15 protein-coding genes and 1 pseudogene are annotated in these 15,494 nt (G+C 72.3%); 10 read left to right on the top strand and 6 right to left on the bottom strand.

From position 1 onward, the window contains the following. Positions 1–20 precede the first annotated feature (20 nt). Entirely contained in the window at positions 21–638 is a 618-nt protein-coding gene (mug, locus tag DEF28_RS13150) for a G/U mismatch-specific DNA glycosylase (RefSeq protein WP_114396059.1), read from the top strand. A gap of 196 nt (positions 639–834) precedes the next feature. Further along, positions 835–2,787: a 1-deoxy-D-xylulose-5-phosphate synthase gene (gene dxs, locus DEF28_RS13145; RefSeq protein WP_114396058.1), complete on the top strand. Its 1,953-nt coding sequence runs from the start codon at positions 835–837 to the stop codon at positions 2,785–2,787. 85 nt (positions 2,788–2,872) lie between these two features. Here dxs and DEF28_RS13140 read toward each other — a convergent pair whose 3' ends face one another. Further along, the gene (locus DEF28_RS13140) at positions 2,873–3,136 is read right to left on the bottom strand and encodes a hypothetical protein (RefSeq protein ID WP_114396057.1); all 264 of its coding nucleotides are present in this window, start codon (positions 3,134–3,136) and stop codon (positions 2,873–2,875) included. A 186-nt stretch (positions 3,137–3,322) separates the two neighbouring features. On the opposite strand from DEF28_RS13140, the gene DEF28_RS13135 reads away from it, so the two are divergent. From DEF28_RS13135 to DEF28_RS13105, 7 genes are all read left to right on the top strand, one after another. Beyond that, positions 3,323–4,207 carry a helix-turn-helix domain-containing protein gene (locus DEF28_RS13135; protein ID WP_233515279.1) on the top strand — a complete coding sequence of 295 codons (885 nt, stop codon included), beginning with the start codon at positions 3,323–3,325 and terminating at the stop codon, positions 4,205–4,207. After that, complete coding sequence (locus tag DEF28_RS13130) at positions 4,204–4,449, top strand: DUF397 domain-containing protein (RefSeq protein WP_199493259.1); 246 nt, start codon at positions 4,204–4,206, stop codon at positions 4,447–4,449. Before DEF28_RS13135 ends, DEF28_RS13130 begins: the two co-directional genes overlap by 4 nt. A gap of 93 nt (positions 4,450–4,542) precedes the next feature. Beyond that, positions 4,543–4,674 carry a DUF397 domain-containing protein gene (locus DEF28_RS13125; RefSeq protein WP_199493264.1) on the top strand — a complete coding sequence of 44 codons (132 nt, stop codon included), beginning with the start codon at positions 4,543–4,545 and terminating at the stop codon, positions 4,672–4,674. Between the two features lie 81 nt (positions 4,675–4,755). Next, entirely contained in the window at positions 4,756–6,111 is a 1,356-nt protein-coding gene (locus DEF28_RS13120; protein WP_114396056.1) for an FAD-dependent oxidoreductase, read from the top strand. Positions 6,112–6,318: 207 nt separating this feature from the next. Then, positions 6,319–7,254, top strand: coding sequence for an alpha/beta hydrolase (locus DEF28_RS13115; protein ID WP_114396055.1), 936 nt, complete (start codon positions 6,319–6,321; stop codon positions 7,252–7,254). A 119-nt stretch (positions 7,255–7,373) separates the two neighbouring features. Beyond that, entirely contained in the window at positions 7,374–8,360 is a 987-nt protein-coding gene (locus DEF28_RS13110) for an AraC family transcriptional regulator (protein ID WP_158562810.1), read from the top strand. Between the two features lie 11 nt (positions 8,361–8,371). Next, complete coding sequence (locus tag DEF28_RS13105; RefSeq protein ID WP_114396053.1) at positions 8,372–8,872, top strand: FBP domain-containing protein; 501 nt, start codon at positions 8,372–8,374, stop codon at positions 8,870–8,872. Positions 8,873–9,062: 190 nt separating this feature from the next. Here DEF28_RS13105 and DEF28_RS13100 read toward each other — a convergent pair whose 3' ends face one another. Beyond that, positions 9,063–9,689 carry a TetR/AcrR family transcriptional regulator gene (locus DEF28_RS13100; protein WP_114396052.1) on the bottom strand — a complete coding sequence of 209 codons (627 nt, stop codon included), beginning with the start codon at positions 9,687–9,689 and terminating at the stop codon, positions 9,063–9,065. 91 nt (positions 9,690–9,780) lie between these two features. Between DEF28_RS13100 and DEF28_RS13095 the strand changes: the two genes are divergently transcribed. Next, complete coding sequence (locus tag DEF28_RS13095) at positions 9,781–10,572, top strand: SDR family NAD(P)-dependent oxidoreductase (protein WP_114396051.1); 792 nt, start codon at positions 9,781–9,783, stop codon at positions 10,570–10,572. A gap of 106 nt (positions 10,573–10,678) precedes the next feature. Here DEF28_RS13095 and DEF28_RS13090 read toward each other — a convergent pair whose 3' ends face one another. The 4 genes and pseudogenes from DEF28_RS13090 to DEF28_RS13075 all read right to left on the bottom strand — a co-directional run bounded on the left by DEF28_RS13090 (position 10,679) and on the right by DEF28_RS13075 (position 14,979). Continuing rightward, positions 10,679–11,296 carry a TetR/AcrR family transcriptional regulator gene (locus DEF28_RS13090; protein ID WP_114396050.1) on the bottom strand — a complete coding sequence of 206 codons (618 nt, stop codon included), beginning with the start codon at positions 11,294–11,296 and terminating at the stop codon, positions 10,679–10,681. Then, a pseudogene (locus DEF28_RS28420) lies at positions 11,293–12,782 on the bottom strand (FAD-dependent monooxygenase). The gene DEF28_RS13090 and the pseudogene DEF28_RS28420 overlap by 4 nt, the downstream one beginning before the upstream one ends. A gap of 258 nt (positions 12,783–13,040) precedes the next feature. Then, a complete protein-coding gene (locus DEF28_RS13080) occupies positions 13,041–13,607 on the bottom strand; it encodes an RNA 2'-phosphotransferase (RefSeq protein WP_114396074.1) in 567 nt (188 codons plus the stop codon). 394 nt (positions 13,608–14,001) lie between these two features. Next, positions 14,002–14,979: a neutral zinc metallopeptidase gene (locus DEF28_RS13075; RefSeq protein ID WP_147280052.1), complete on the bottom strand. Its 978-nt coding sequence runs from the start codon at positions 14,977–14,979 to the stop codon at positions 14,002–14,004. Positions 14,980–15,494: the final 515 nt, after the last annotated feature.

Here is a 15,494-nt window from a genome sequence, read left to right as displayed (position 1 = left end):
CTGGCATACCCTGGAGCTCCATGACCACCTCCCCGGCGGCCCCGCCACGACCCACCCGCGAGCAGCTGGCCGCCGCGCACGGCCGCACGATCCCCGACGTCCTGGGCCCCCGCCTCGACGTGCTCTTCTGCGGGATCAACCCCGGGCTGTACTCCGGCTACACCGGACACCACTTCGCCCGGCCCGGCAACCGGTTCTGGCCCGCCCTGCACCGGTCCGGCTGCACCCCGCGGCTGCTGCGCCCGGCCGAGCAGCACCTGCTGCCCGAGTGGGGGTTCGGCATCACCAACCTGGTCGCGCGCGCCACCGCGCGCGCCGACGAGCTCACCCCCGAGGAGCTGCGCGAGGGCGGGCGGCGGCTGACCCGCCTGCTGCGTGAGTACCGGCCCCGCGTCCTCGCCGTCCTCGGGGTCACCGCCTACCGGCAGGCGTTCGCCCGGCCGCGCGCCCAGGTCGGTCCGCAGCCCGACCGGATCGCCGACACGCCGGTCTGGGTCCTGCCCAACCCGAGTGGGCTGAACGCGCACTGGACCGTCGCCACCATCGCGGACGAGCTCACCCGCATGCGGCGCGAGGCCTCCGCCGGACCGGCCGGGCAGGAAGGCGGAGCGGGCGCCGAGTCCTCGCCGCATGACTGAGATAGGTTCGGGCAAAAGCCGCCCATCGCGGCTTCTACACTCGGTAACCGGTGCGTGTGGGTGGGCCGCCTGCGTGGCGGAACGCAAAAACCGCCTGCGTGGCGGAACGCAAAAACCGCCCGCGTGGCGGAACGCGAAGACACCGCCCGCACCACTGGCACGACAGGTAGTTCCGCAGACGAGGGGAATGACGAGAGTGACGTTGCTCGGGGCGGTCCGCAGTCCGCAGGACCTGAAGAGACTCACCGCCGACCAGATCCCTCAGCTGGCCGGCGAGATCCGGGAGTTCCTGGTCTCGGAGGTCTCGCGCACCGGAGGCCACCTCGGTCCCAACCTCGGGGTCGTGGAGCTCACCATCGCGCTGCACCGGGTGTTCGACTCCCCGCGCGAGCCGATCCTCTTCGACACCGGGCACCAGTCCTACGTACACAAGATCCTCACGGGCCGCCAGGACTTCTCCGGCCTGCGCCGCGCCGGCGGGCTGTCCGGCTACCCGGCGCGCGCCGAGTCCGAGCACGACTTCATCGAGAACTCGCACGCCTCCACCGCGCTCTCCTACGCCGACGGGCTGGCCAAGGCCAACGAGGTGCTCGGCCGCCGGGACCGCGCCGTCGTGGCGGTCATCGGCGACGGCGCGCTCACCGGCGGGATGGCCTGGGAGGCGCTGAACAACATCGCCGAGGGCAAGAACCGCCGGGTCGTCATCGTCGTCAACGACAACGGCCGCTCCTACTCGCCCACCATCGGCGGACTGGCCGACCACCTCGCCACCCTGCGTGTGACGCAGGGCTACGAGCAGGTGCTCGACATGGCCAAGACCGCCATCAACCGCGCCCCCGTGGTCGGCCCGCCGCTGTACGAGGCCCTGCACGGCCTGAAGAAGGGCCTCAAGGACGCCATCCAGCCCCAGGTCATGTTCGAGGACCTCGGGCTGAAGTACCTCGGCCCCATCGACGGCCACGACGCCCAGGCGGTCGAGAAGGCGCTGCGCCGCGCCCGCGACTTCGGCGGCCCGGTGATCGTGCACTGCATCACCCAGAAGGGCAAGGGCTACCCGCCGGCCGAGAACCACGAGGAGGACCAGTTCCACTCGCTCGGCGCCTTCGACGTCGAGACCGGTGTGGCCAAGCCGAAGTCCGGTGTGAGCTGGACATCGCTGTTCAGCGAGGAGATGGTCAAGCTCGGCGCGGAGCGCGACGACATCGTCGCCATCACGGCCGCCATGCTGCACCCCACCGGCCTCGCCGCGTTCGCCGAGGCCTACCCCGACCGGCTCTACGATGTCGGCATCGCCGAGCAGCACGCCGCCACGTCGGCCGCCGGCCTGGCCATGGGCGGCCTGCACCCGGTCGTCGCGGTGTACGCCACGTTCCTCAACCGCTGCTTCGACCAGGTGCTCATGGACGTGGCCCTGCACCGGCAGGGGGTCACGTTCGCCCTCGACCGCGCGGGCATCACCGGCGACGACGGCGCCAGCCACAACGGCATGTGGGACCTGAGCATCCTGCAGGTCGTCCCCAACCTCGGCATCGCGGTGCCCCGCGACGGTACCCGGATGCGCGAACTGCTGCGCGAGGCGGTGGCGGTGGAGGACGGCCCCACCGTGCTGCGCTACCCCAAGACCGCGGTCGGTGCGGACATCCCCGCCGTCGGCAAGGTCGGCTCGATGGACGTGCTGCGCAGCGCGGCCGACGGCGGCCGTTCGACAGGCTCCCGTGGCGTGAACGGCAAGGAGGACCTGCTGCTGGTGGCGGTCGGCACGATGGCGGAGACCTGCTGCGAGGTCGCCGACCGCCTGGCCGACCAGGGCATCGGCGTCACCGTGCTCGACCCGCGCTGGGTCAAGCCCCTGGACCCGGCGCTGGTCGAGGAGGCCGCGCGCTACAGCGTGGTCGCCGTGGTGGAGGACAACGGCCGCGTGGGCGCGGTCGGGGACGCCGTGGCCCGGGCGCTGCGCGACGCCGACCTCGACATCCCGGTGCGCACCTTCGGCGTGGAGCAGGAGTTCCTCGACCACGCCAAGCGCGAGGCGATCCTCGCCGAGATGGGGCTCACCCCGCAGGACCTCGCCCGGAAACTGACCGAGACGGTCTCCCGCCACACCGAGAGGTCCGCCGCCGCCGAGTCCGCCGACGAGCCGGCGGCCTGACCGCCGCCCCTCCGCCCCGTCTCCTCCAGAGACCGCCGCTCCGGCCGTCCGCCCCTCCGGGCGGACGGCCGGAGCGTTTCTGCGGTCAGGTCCAGACGACCTCGCCGCACAGCCGTCGGGCGAAGGACTCCGCACTGCGTGGCGAGATGATGCCGCCGCAGGTCATCGACCGGATGATGGTGGCGCCGCCGGGCTCGGTCACGCCGAAGTAGGCGTGCACGTAGTCGTCGGAGTCTTCGTCGTAAAGGTCGATGTAGAAGGGGCGCAGTGGCGCACTGGCAGCCACGGGCCCGGCGCTTGCAGGCGGGGCGTGGTAGACAGGGACGTCGAGGTTGTGGTCGTCCGTCATGGAAGGCCCTTTCTCGGTGATGAGCCCGGACGGGTGTGGTTGGAAGCTTCTCCGTCCGGGCTCGCTGTGTGTCCGGTCTTCGGCGAGCTCGACCAGCGAGGTCGCGACAGGCGTCGTTACGCTCACCTCACGACCTGCTACGCTACGTGACAACGTTCATCCGCACAAATCTTTCAGCGAAAGAATGTGCAGAAGATTGGGGGTGCGATGCCGGTCGGGCGGCCAAAACGGGTCACACTACGTGGACGCTGGCTTGGTCAGCGCTTGCGTGAGCTGCGCGACGAGAACGGTATGAAGGTTGAGGAGGTCGGCGAGTACCTGCAACGAAGTTCGGGCACCATCAGCCGATTCGAAAGCGGCATCTATCCGATCCGTCGGGCAGAGGTGGTTGCGCTCCTTGATCTCTACGGAGTTAACGACGCCCGGCAGCGTGCCGGCTTGCTCAAGATCGCCGACGACGTCTGGCAGACCGGATGGTGGGACGGATACAGCGGCGATGTCGCGGGCTGGTTCGTGGACTTCGTCTGGCTGGAAGAGCTGGCCGTTGAGCAGAGGCTTTTCGAGAACACGGTTGTCCCGGGCATCGTTCAGATTGATCAATACGCCAGGGCGGTCATGACTGCCGCTGAGCCACAAGCAACGCATGAGGACATTGAGCGTGGCGTCGAGCTGCGGATGAAACGTCGTGCACTCCTTGACCGCGACGATCACATACCGGATCTCAGCATCGTGCTCGATGAGGCGGTGCTGCGCCGCCCAGTCGGAGGGCCGAAAGTTCTTGTAGCCCAGCTCACTCACCTCAGCGAATTAGCGCAACGACCTTCCATTGACCTTCGAGTGCTGCCCTACTCGGTTGGTGCCCACGCCAGCCCTTCCGGAGGATTCAGCCTGTTCCGCATGGCTGAGCCGTATCCTGAAGTCGCCTATGTTGAGACGCCAAAGGGGGCGATCTACATAGAGGCGCCTGATACAGAGCCGATAGTTGAAATGTACGATCGGCTGCAGGGAGTCTGTCTCGATCCAGAAGATTCCATCGGGTTCATGTCGGCGCTGATCGAGGAGCTAGCGTGACGACCAATCGGAGGCCCACCGAGCTGTCCCAGAAGGAGCGCGCTACGGTCGCGTGGCACATCAGCAGCTACAGCAACAACGGTGGCATCAGCTGTGTCGAGGCGGGTCCGCTGAACGATGGCACGGGCCGGGTCGCGGTCCGGCACAGTCACCATCCGAACGGAGCCGTGATCGTCTATAGCCGTGAGGAGTGGGCGGCGTTCACCGCCGGTGTTCGCGCCGGGGAGTTCGATTTCCGGTGACCGGTCCGCGCGAATCGTCGGACCTGCTGTCAAAGACGGTGTGGCGCATCAGTACGTTCAGCGAGAACGGAGGGGGTAGTCGAGGCGGGTCCGCTGAACGATGGCTCCGGCCGCGTGGCGGTCAGACACAGCCATCACCCGAACGGAGCCGTGATCGTCTACACCCGTGAGGAGTGGGCGGCGTTCACCGCCGGTGTCCGCGCCGGGGAGTTCGACTTCCGCTAACGCCCCGGCCCGTTCCCGAACGGCTCGTGAGGTCTGTCCGGTGGCGCGCCGTTCCCCCGTGACGTGCGGGACAATGGAGGCATGACCACTCCCGACCCCCTGCGCGTGGCGGTGATCGGCTCGGGCCCCGCCGGCATCTACACGGCGGACGCGCTGACCCGGCAGAACCGCGAAGCCGTGGCCGTGGACATCCTCGACCGGCTGCCCACCCCCTACGGACTGGTGCGCTACGGCGTCGCGCCGGACCACACCACCATCAAGGGGGTGGCGCGCGCGCTCCGACGGGTCCTGGAGCACCCGGACGTGCGGTTCGTCGGCGGCGTCGAGTTCGGCCGCGACGTCACCCGCGCCGACCTCGCCCGCGCCTACGACGCGGTCGTCTACGCCACCGGGGCGGCCGTGGACCGGCGGCTCGGCATCCCGGGTGAGGATCTGCCCGGCAGCGTGGCCGCCACCGACTTCGTCAACTGGTACTGCGGCCACCCGGACGCCGAGGTCGAGCGCTTCCTGCTCGACGCCGAGGAGGTCGCGGTCATCGGGGTCGGCAACGTCGCGCTCGACGTGACCCGCATCCTGGCCAAGAGCGCCGACGAACTGCGCGGCACCGACATCCCGCAGCCGATGCTCGACGTGCTCGCCGCCAGCAAGGTGCGCCGGATCCACCTGCTCGGCCGGCGCGGCCCCACGCAGGCGAAGTTCACCGCCAACGAGCTGCGCGACCTCGGAGACCTCGGCAACGCCGACGTCGTCGTGCGGCCCGAGCAGCTCGACATCGACCCCAGCGGCGAGGAGATGCTGCACGCCGCCCGCGCCGCCCGGACCAACCTCAAGATCCTGAAGGAGTGGGCCGCCCGCGAGCCGGCCGACCGGCCGCGCCGCGTCGACGTGCGGTTCTGGGTGCGGCCGACCGCCGTCCTGGGGGAGCACTCCGTCAGCGGGCTGGAGGTGGAGCGCACGGAGCTCGCGGAGGACGGCCGCCTGGTCGGCACCGGTGAACGGGAGCGGCTCCCGGTGGGCATGGTGCTGCGCTCCGTCGGCTACGCGAGTGTCCCGCTGCCGGGCGTGCCCTTCGACGCGGCGGGCCGCACCGTCCCGCACGCCGAGGGCCGGGTCCTCGACCCCGGCGGTGGGGTGCGGCGCGGCGACTACGTCGCCGGCTGGCTGAAGCGCGGCGCCACCGGTGTGATCGGCACCAACAAGTCCGACGCCGCCGCGACGGTCCGCGCCCTGCTGGACGACGCCCCCGAGCTGCGGGCCCGCCGCGGCGAGCGGGTGCCGGTCGAGCGGGTGCTGGCCGAGGCGGGAGCCCGGGCGACCGACTACCGGGACTGGCTCGCCATCGACGCCGCCGAGGCCGGCCGCGCCGCCGACCTCGGCCGCGGCGAGCGGGTCAAGCTGCTGGGGTGGGACGAGCTCTTCGAGGCGATCGGGCGCTGAGCCGCCGGCCCCCGACCGCCGCCGCGTAGACCGAGGGGTGCTCCCGGCCGGCCATGTCAGGATCAGGCAAGTATCTGGGAGTGAGCGGCATTCGTTCCAGCGCGAGCCGAACCTACGGTTGGAGAGGTCCGTCGGAGTGCTCGCGTTCACAGATCACGAGCTTCCGGGGCCAGACCCTTCATATCTGCGACATGGAGCTCATGGCTCATGACCAACACCGCTCCCGCCATCGACCCGAACACGGATACCACCCTCGACGCCCTCGCCCAGGGGCTCGCCCACTCCTCGCGATCCCCGCTCCTGCGCACACCCGCCGACACCGGCCTCGACTTCGAGGAAGTGACGTACCCGTCGTCGGACGGCACGCCCCTCGAGGCGTGGTTCATCCCGTGCGCGGGATCCGGCAGGCTCATCGTGTCCATGCACGCGTTCGGCTTCAACCGGTACGGCTTCCCCGCGCACCTCGAACCGTGGAAATCGGCATTCGGACCCGGAAACGACACCGAGATCGACTTCACTCTCGACTACAAGATCCTGCACGACAACGGATACAACGTCCTGGCCTTCGACTTCCGGAACCACGGTCTCAGCGGTGCCGCGAACGGCGGTCTGGCGTCCAACAACAAGTTCGAGGCTCGGGACGTGATCGGCACGTTGGAGTACATCCGATCTCGGCCCGATCTCGCCGGCATGACGCTCGGCGTCTTCGCTCGGTGCATGGGCGCCAACGCGACCTTCCGAGCCGCCCACGCCCACCCCCGCGCCTTCGACGGCATCGCCTGCCTGGTCGCGCCGCTCCTGCTCTCTCCGCGGGCGTTCCTGGAGGCGACCCTCGAGGCGATGGGCCTCGGGGACAAGGCCGACGAGGTGGATCGCAGAGTCGGCACGATCGCGAGCGTACGGCTGGAGGACGGGAAGACGAGTCGTTGGGCACCGTCGGTCACGATGCCGACGCTCACCTACGGTGTGCACGACGACCGCATCACCCGCCCCGACGACCTAGAGGAAGCCTTCGAGGCCATCGGCGCGGAGCAGAAGTCGATGTTCTGGATTCGCGACACGACCCGCCGATGGGACGGCTACACGTACTTCCAGCGCAGTCCCGAGCGGGTGCTCGAGTGGTTCGCCGCTCACATGCAGTAGCCGAGACGGAGAACTCGAAAGCCGGCGAACGGGCTGGGCGGCTCCTGCTCGGCCCGCTCTCCAGGTGCGTAGGCCGAGAATGTGGTGTGTGCGACGGCTCGGTCGAGGAAGGGGTGCACATGGACGTCACGGGCGACATCGTGAGGGCGGCCCTCGACGAAGCCGGCGGGCGGGTCGAGCACGACGAGATGGGTGTGCGGGTACATGTCACCCGGTCCCCCACCGAACCCATGTCGATCGTGTTCCGGCCGGTGCTCCACCTGCCGTTCCAAGGTCGCAAGCGGGTCGTCGTCGGGTCCAGGGAGATCGTGTACGGCGCGGGCGACCTGGTGATCGTGGGCGCTCACCTGCCGGCACTCGTCCAGGTGACACGGGCTTCCGCCGCGGAGCCGTACGTCGCCCTGGAACTCTCCCTCGACCGGCCCCTCCTGTCGGCATTGGTGGCACAGATGCCGCCCTCTCCGAAGAAGGACGTGGAATCCGTCGCCGTCGATTCCCTGCCCGAGTCGGTTCTCGAGCCGTCGCTCCGGCTGCTGCGGCTCCTGCCGAATCCGACCGAGGCTCTGATCCTGGGGCCCGGAGTGAAGCAGGAGATCTACTACCGGCTGCTCGCCGGTCCGGTCGGCGACGCGCTCCGCGGGCTCCTGCACGCCGAGTCGGCCCTGACCCGCATCGAGGGCGTCACCGAGTGGATGCAGAATCACCTCGATACGCCGATCAACGTCGGACATCTGGCCTCCCACGCCAACATGAGCGTGGGAACGTTCCATCGGCAATTTCGGAAGATCACGGGCACCAGTCCGGGCAACTACTTCAAGACCGTTCGCCTCCACGAGGCGCGGCGGCAGATCGTCGCCCAGGCCGGCACGCTCGCCCAGATCGCCTCAGCCGTGGGGTTCGTGAGCCCGGCGCAGTTCAGCCGCGACTACAAACGGACTTTCGGCGTGGCGCCGTCGCGGGACGCTGCGCGCTTCCGTACGTCCACGGACGCGCCCGCGGCCTGGAGGCCCCAGGCCGCCCACCCAACGTCGGCGGGCGACCCGGAGCACGGCGACCGCACGTCAACCCCCGAAAACCAGGTGACGGGCCGATCGGCCGTTTGCTAGGTTCCGGCACCATGCGTGCCCTCACCGATTCCGAGATCCGCGGCTCCTTCGTCAACTGCTCCAAGGGCGAGGCGCGGCGGCTCGGCCTGCCCCGGCGCCTGCCCGAGCTGCCCTGGCCGGACCTCGACTTCCTGGGCTGGCGCGACCCCGGCGCGCCGGACCGCGGCTACCTCGTGGCCGAGCGGGACGGCGACCTCGTCGGCGTGGTGCTGCGCGTCCCGCCGGCGGTGAAGCGCGGACTCACCAAGACCACCGTCTGCTCCTTCTGCCTCACCTCGCACGCGGGGCAGGGGGTGTCGCTGCTCACCGCGCGCCGGGTGGGCGCCGCCGGCCGGCAGGGCAACACGGTGGGCGCCTACGTGTGCGCCGACCTCGCCTGCCCGCTCTACGTCCGGGGGAAGAAGACGTCCGATCTCGTGGACCGCTACGAGGAGTCGCTGACCCTGGACGAGCAGGTCGCCCGCACCCTCGCCAACCTGGACCGGTTCCTGGACAAGGTGCTCGCCGGCTGACCCCGCGGTTCCGCCCGCGGCGGGGCGGGACTCCGCCCGGCGCGGCGGCAGCGGCTCGTCGGCGCTCTCCGAGCCGACCGCGGGGGACGTGCGTCGGGTCGAGGCCGCCACTCCGGGTCCCGGACCTGCCGCCGCCGTCGTACCTGCCCGGCGCCCGGTGCCCGGGTCGAGCTGGACCGCGGGCGCCGGCTCACGGCGGGAGCGGAGCGGACGCGGGGGCCTGCCGCGTGTCCGCGACGAGGGCGAGGGCGGCGGCCACCACGGCCTCGCGGCGGCGGGCGAGGGCGGCGGCCTCGTCGTCCTCGTCGAGGACGAGGCGGCAGAGCTGGGGCACGGCGAAGTTCCAGGCGACCAGGCCGAGGATGGTGAACACCCAGTCCTGCACGGCGCGGGTGCGTTCGGGCTCCGGTACCTCGGCGCCCGCTCCGGCCTCGACGTAGGAGCGGACCTTGGCCCGGTACATGGCTCGGCGCTCCTCCTCCCCGTGCACCGTGCTCCCGCGGGTCTCCAGGGCCTCCCACAGGACCAGCCTGACCAGGTCCGGGTTCTCCTGGTACCAGTCGAAGAGCTGCCCGACGGTCTCGGCCACGAAGTCGGGGGTGAACGCGCCGGTGTGGCAGATCTCGTCCACCTTGGCCTGCACGACCGTGCCGAACAGCTGCTCCTTGCCGCCGAAGTACAGGTAGATCGCCTGCTTGTTGGCCCGGGCGGCGGAGGCGATGCGCTCGACCCGGGCCCCGGCCAGTCCGTGGGCGGCGAACTCGGCGATGGCGGCCTCCAGGATCCGCCGCCGGGTCGCCTCTGCGTCGTAGCTCATGCCCTGAATTAAACCATCCGGTTGACTTCGGTGCCGCGCCCCGGCAAGCTGTCCTAAACCAAACGGATGGTTTATTTCATGAGGAGTCATCATGACCACGTCCGCCCCCACGGCCCCCATGCCGGTGCGCTCCCCGCTGCCGAGCGCGCTCACCGGTTCCACCGCGGTCATCGTCGGCGGCAGCTCGGGTATCGGTCTGGCGGCCGGCGTCCTGCTGCGTGAGGTCGGTGCCCGGGTGGTGCTGGTCGGCCGCGACCGGGCCCGGCTGGACAACGCGGTCGCCCGGGTCCGCGGCGACGGGCCCGCGGAGGCGGTCCTCGGGGTGTCCGCCGACGGCGCGGACGAGGACGCCCTGGCGGAGGTCTTCGACCGCGCCGGATCGGTCGACCACGTCCTGGTGACCGCCGGCGGGCTCGAAGGCGCCGGACCGGTCGAGCAGGTCTCCCGCGACGACCTGCGCCCGGTGCTCCTCACCCGGATCTGGGGGGCCTTCGCCGTCGCCAAGGTCGCGGCGGGCCGGCTGCCGGCGGGCGGGTCGATCACCCTCACCTCCGGCAACCTGGCGATCCGCCCGGCCCCCAACATGAGCGCCCCCGTCGTGGCCACCGGCGCCGTGGAGACGCTCACCAGGACGCTCGCCGTCGAGTTCGCGCCGCGCCGGCTGCGGGTGAACACCGTCCGCTACGGAGCCTTCGACACGCCGCTGCTGCGCGGCGGCTTCGGGCTCGGCGGTGACGCCGCCGTCGCCGAGGTCGGGGCGGGCCTCCCGCTCGGCCGGTTCGGCGACGCCGCCGAGGCGGGCGCGTCCGCCCTGTTCCTCATGGCGAACAACTACATGACCGGCCAGGTGATCACCGTGGACGGCGGCCAGTCCCTGGTGTGACGCGAGCGAGCCTCCGCCGGCCGCCGCGCGCGACCGGCGGGGGCCGGGCCGGCCGGAGCGCCTGTACCGCCCGGGAACGCGGCGGACCGCCCGGCGGGCGTCCGGGCTAGGCGGGCAGCGTGAGGCCCGCTTGGCGGAGCAGCCTGCGCAGGTACCGGGTGACCTGCTCGGGGTGCGGGTCGCCGGGTTCGAGGAGCAGGTGGTGGATGATCGCCCCGGCCATCATGTCGAGCAGGATGTCGATGTCGGCGGTGGGGGCCAGCACGCCGTGGGCCTGGGCCTCGCGGAGCAGCACCCGGGATCGTTCGCGGCGGGGGAGTACGTGATGGTGCCAGTAGGACTCCAGCAGCGCCGGGTGGCCGGGGCCGGCGCCGAGCAGCCGTGCCGACAGCGCCCGGTATCTGGGGTCGGCGAGCGCCTCGCCCCACCGGGGCAGCAGGGTTTCGAGCAGCTCGGGCAGTCCGCTGGCCGCGTGCTCCGGGTCGACACTCGGGAGGTCGTCGCGGACCTTCTCGATCGCGTCGGCGAGCAGGTCCTCCTTGGTGCTCCAGCGCTTGTAGACGGTCACCTTCGCCACGCCCGCGCGCTTGGCGATGCCCTCCATGCTGGTCTGGTCGATGCCGCGCTCGATGAGCAGGTCGACGGCCGCGCGCAGGATGGCGGAGTCGGCGTGGGGATCGCGGGGGCGCCCCGGCCCCCTGCGGTGCGGTGTCTGGGAGGTCATGGGGCCATCCTGGTGTGCAGGACGCTGGTGCACCAGCGGCGCAGCGCGTCGGGGTCGTCGCCGCGCCAGCCCAGGTGCCCGTCGGGCCGCACCAGCTGCGGAGATCCCGAGGCGCCGGGGTCGAGCAGGACGGTGACGTCCTGCCCGAGATGGCGGCGGGCCGCGTCCACGAGCGCGTCGACGCTGGCATCGGGTCGGGCGAGCAGCACCCATGCCGGGCACAGTTCGGTCTGCAGCCGCGTGCGGCTTCCGTCGGCGCGGGAGCATTCCCGGTCCGGGACGCGGTCGCCCGGGCGGAGGCCGCGGCCCCGGCCGCCGAGCGGACCTCGCCGGTAGCTCACCCCCAGTTGCGACGCGGTGCGCGTCGCCCGGCGCTGCACCCAGGGGGAGTTGAGGAGCGGGACGAAGAGCCGGTCCCGGGCGAACCGGGCCGCCGCGTTCTCGCCGACCAGGATCTCGGTGTTGGCCGTCGTGGTGCGCAGGACCTCGGTGGCCAGCGGGCGGCGCTCGGCCGTGTAGGTATCGAGCAGTGCCGGGGCCGCCCTGCCGCGCACCACCAGCGCCAGCTTCCATGCGAGGTTCTCGGCGTCGCCGATACCGGTGTTCATGCCCTGCCGCCGATCGGGCTGTGGATGTGCGCCGCGTCCCCGGCCAGCAGGACGCGGCCGTCGCGGTAGTCGGCCGCGAGCCTGCGGTGGATGCGGAAGACCGAGGTCCAGACCGCGTCGCGGATGCGCTCCCCGCTCCGGCCGGTCCGCTCGGCGAGGAGCTGCTCGAAGCGCGCGATGATGTCGGCGTCGTTGAGGCGGCGATCGAGGGCCGGCACGTCGGCCATGAGCCGCCACAGGTCGCCGCCGTCGCCCCCGCCTGGCATGGGGATCGCCAGCAGCAGCCCGTCGCGGTGGAAGAACCCCGCCGAAACGGTCCGGTCCCGGTCCCAGTCGGCATGGACGTCGGCCAGGAGGAAGTTCTCCACGACCGGCACACCGGGGAAGCCGATCCCGGCGGCCTCCCGCACGGTGCTGCGCGCGCCGTCGCAACCGGCGAGCCAGCCCGCCCGCACGCGCGTACCGTCGGCGAACTCGACCGTCACCCCGTCGGCGTCCTGCGCGGCCCCGGTGACCGTCATGCCCCACTCGACCCTGCCGCCCAGCTCGCCGAGCCGCCGCCGCAGCCGCTCCTCGACCTGCGCCTGGGAGACGAACAGCGCCTGCACCGACTCGCGGGCGTCCGGGGCGAACCGCATCGTCGCGACCGGCCGCGACCGCACGTGCATCCGCATCCCCACCGGCGCCAGCGACCGCTCGCGCAGGTCACCGACGGCCTTCAGGCGCTCCAGCACCTCCACGCCCCGCGCGTGCAGGATGTTGGCCCGCGATGTCGACGCCGGGCCGTCGGCGCGGTCGACGACACGGACCCCGACACCCTGCGCGGCCAGTCCGCAGGCCAGCGTCAGCCCGGTCGGCCCGGCCCCGGTGATCAGCACGGCCACCTGGTCCACGGTGCCTCCTCTTTTCTATACGCATACGATCGTGTATAGAAAATAGAGCAGGCGGCCGGTCCCGCGCCACCATCCGGGACGAACACGGGCCGATTCCCGCACATCCGTGCGGACAGCGTTATCCGATCGGGGCGCTCGGCGGCCTCGGGGCGGTTGCCCCGACCGGGCCGACCGCGCAGCGCGCCGGTGATCCGGGACCGGCTCAGCGCCAGCGTCGTCTCGGGCCGCGTCCCCCGCGGTAGGTCAGGAGCCCGCCGGGTCCTCCGGCAGGACGTCCAGGTAGTGCGCGGGCACGGCGGGCACCAGCCACACGCCGTTGCCGCTGACCCGGAAGGCGTGTCCGTCGGCGTGCATGCGGCCGGCCGCGACGCGCAGGACCACCGGTCGGCCGCGCCGGGCGCCGACCCGGCGGGCCGTCTCCGGATCGGGGGAGAGGTGCACGTCGTGCCGGGCCATCGGGCGCAGCCCCTCGGTGAAGATCGCGGGCAGCGAGGGGCCGACCGTGCCGTGGTACAGCGTGGTGGGCGGCACCGTCTCGGGAAGGTCCAGCCGGACCGGGACGCTGTGCCCCTGCTGGGCCCGGACGCGCCGCCGGTCGGGGCTGAAGGCGAACCGGCTCTTGTCGTTGCGCGCGACCACCTCGTCCAGGTCGGCGGGGGTCAGTTCGACGCCGGCGCGGCGGCAGGCGGCGAGCAGGTCGTCGACCGCCACCCACCCGGCCGGGTCGAGCGTGAGCCCGAGGAGTTCGGGCTCGTGCCGCAGCACGCGCGCGAGGAACTTCGAGCGCCGCACGAGTCGTCGGTTGTCCATGTCCGCCATCATCGCGGCGCGGGGCCGGAGATGGCGAGTCCCGGCGCTCCGACTGCCCTGCCGAGCCCCGGAGCGCGGGACCGCGGCGCCGCCGGCGGGCGTTCCCGGTCCGGTGGACCTCCGGCCGTCGGCTGGTGGGGCGGGCGGTCGGCCGCCGGGCCCTCGGGGTGCCGGGACGGCCCAGGGGCGCGGCGGCACCGGTGGTTCTTCGGTCGGCGCCGCCCGGGCCGCTCCGGCGCTCCGGGCGGGCGGCGACGTCGGGACGGCCTCGGCCCCGAGGAGCGATGCAGCCTCGGCCGCGCCGGGCCGGGGAGCGCCCCGCCGCCCGCGCTCGCGGTACGGCCGACGCAGGCGGGGCCGGGCCGCTGCGGATCGCCGGAGCGGCTCCCGCCCGCTACCTCACCAGCCGCGCGTCGGCGCCGTAGGTGTTGCAGTCCTCCACGGTGCTGCCGTTCCACCCCTGGAGGAACCAGTACTTGCGGTTCTCCTCCGTGCCGTGCGTGTCCAGGTCGTCGCCGCCGTTGAACGCCTCGTTGATGGCGTCGGCGTCCCGCTGCGAGAACATGTCGAGGGCGCGCAGTGCGGCGCCGCCGAAGCACTCCGCCTGGAGTTCGGTGCGCCGCAGCATCTCCAGGCTGGCCGCCTCGTTCTCGGCCTTCTCCTCCTCGATGTAGGAGCGGTCGAGGATGCCGACCTGCGCCTGCACGTGGTGGCCGTACTCGTGCGCGAGCAGGGCCACCCAGACGCCCTCGTCGTCGGCACCGGGGACGGTCTCCGACATCTCGGTGACGCTGGGCATCACCACGTTGATCGTCTGGTCCCAGTCGTCGTAGTAGGCCAGGGTCATGGCCGTCTCGTCCTCGCCGTCCACGTCGTTGTCGTCGAGCACGACCAGGGTGGGGGAGGCGGGGCGCACACCGAGGTCGACGAGCGTCGGAAACCACACGTCGTCCAGGCACGCGCCGATCTCGGAGTTGAAGCCCTCCCACGAGTTCGCGGAGTCCGGGTCGAGGTCCGGCTCCGCGCACGCGGCGGTCCGGGGGCCGGCCAGGTCGTACACGGGGTGGTCGTCGAGCACGACCTCCGCAGCGGGCCGGGGGTGGCCCGGATGCGGTACCGAGGAGCTCGGCTTGCCCGCGGCGCTTGCGGGCGTGTCCAGGGAGGCGACCACGAGCGCCACGCAGATGACCAGCGCGACCAGCGCGGCCACGGCTGAGCCGGCGGCGGCGATCAGGACCGGCGCCGCACCGCGCCGCGGCGGTGCGGGCGGCGGCCACTCCGGCCGGGCCGCGGGACCCGGCTGCGGCCGGGCGTCGGGACCCGGCTCCATGCGGGCGTCGGGGCCCGGCGAGACCTCATGGGGGGTGTCCACAGGGGGGAACTTTCTGCGCGAGCAGGGAGAAGGGGCACCTCACACTCTATTCCGGTCAGAGGGCGGCTGCGGAGCCCCTGACCGGATCCGGATTCCCCGGGGACGGGACGACCGCCCGCTCCGTGCCGCGGTACGCGTGCGGTCCGCCGCCGTGCTCACCGCGACCGTCCTGCCGGTCTCCCCGACGCCGCGCCCGTGGTGGCCGCGGCGGCCTCCGGCGGGTGGCGGAGCCGAGGGGAGGACGTCGGGATCACACCGCCCGGCCCGCCACCGCGGGCGCCGACCCGCATGGGGGCGTGGAGGACCAGCTGTCGGGGGAGCCAGAGGCGGGCGGCTGGCGGATGGCCGCCGCGGCGCGGTCGCTGAGCACCCTCCGCGAGCGGACCGCCCGGCGTGGGGCCGCGGGCGCTGGCCGGAGGCCGGGGGAAGCGGAGCCGGGGGGAGCCCGGTAGGCGGTTTCGATACCGGCCGGACGCTGGTCCGCCCACCGCGGTCAGTCGGGCCCAGCCCAGCCC

It is taken from the genome of Marinitenerispora sediminis (genome assembly GCF_003336425.1).
Lineage (GTDB): Bacteria > Actinomycetota > Actinomycetes > Streptosporangiales > Streptosporangiaceae > Marinitenerispora > Marinitenerispora sediminis.
This window is presented reverse-complemented; position numbering and strand designations above follow the sequence as displayed.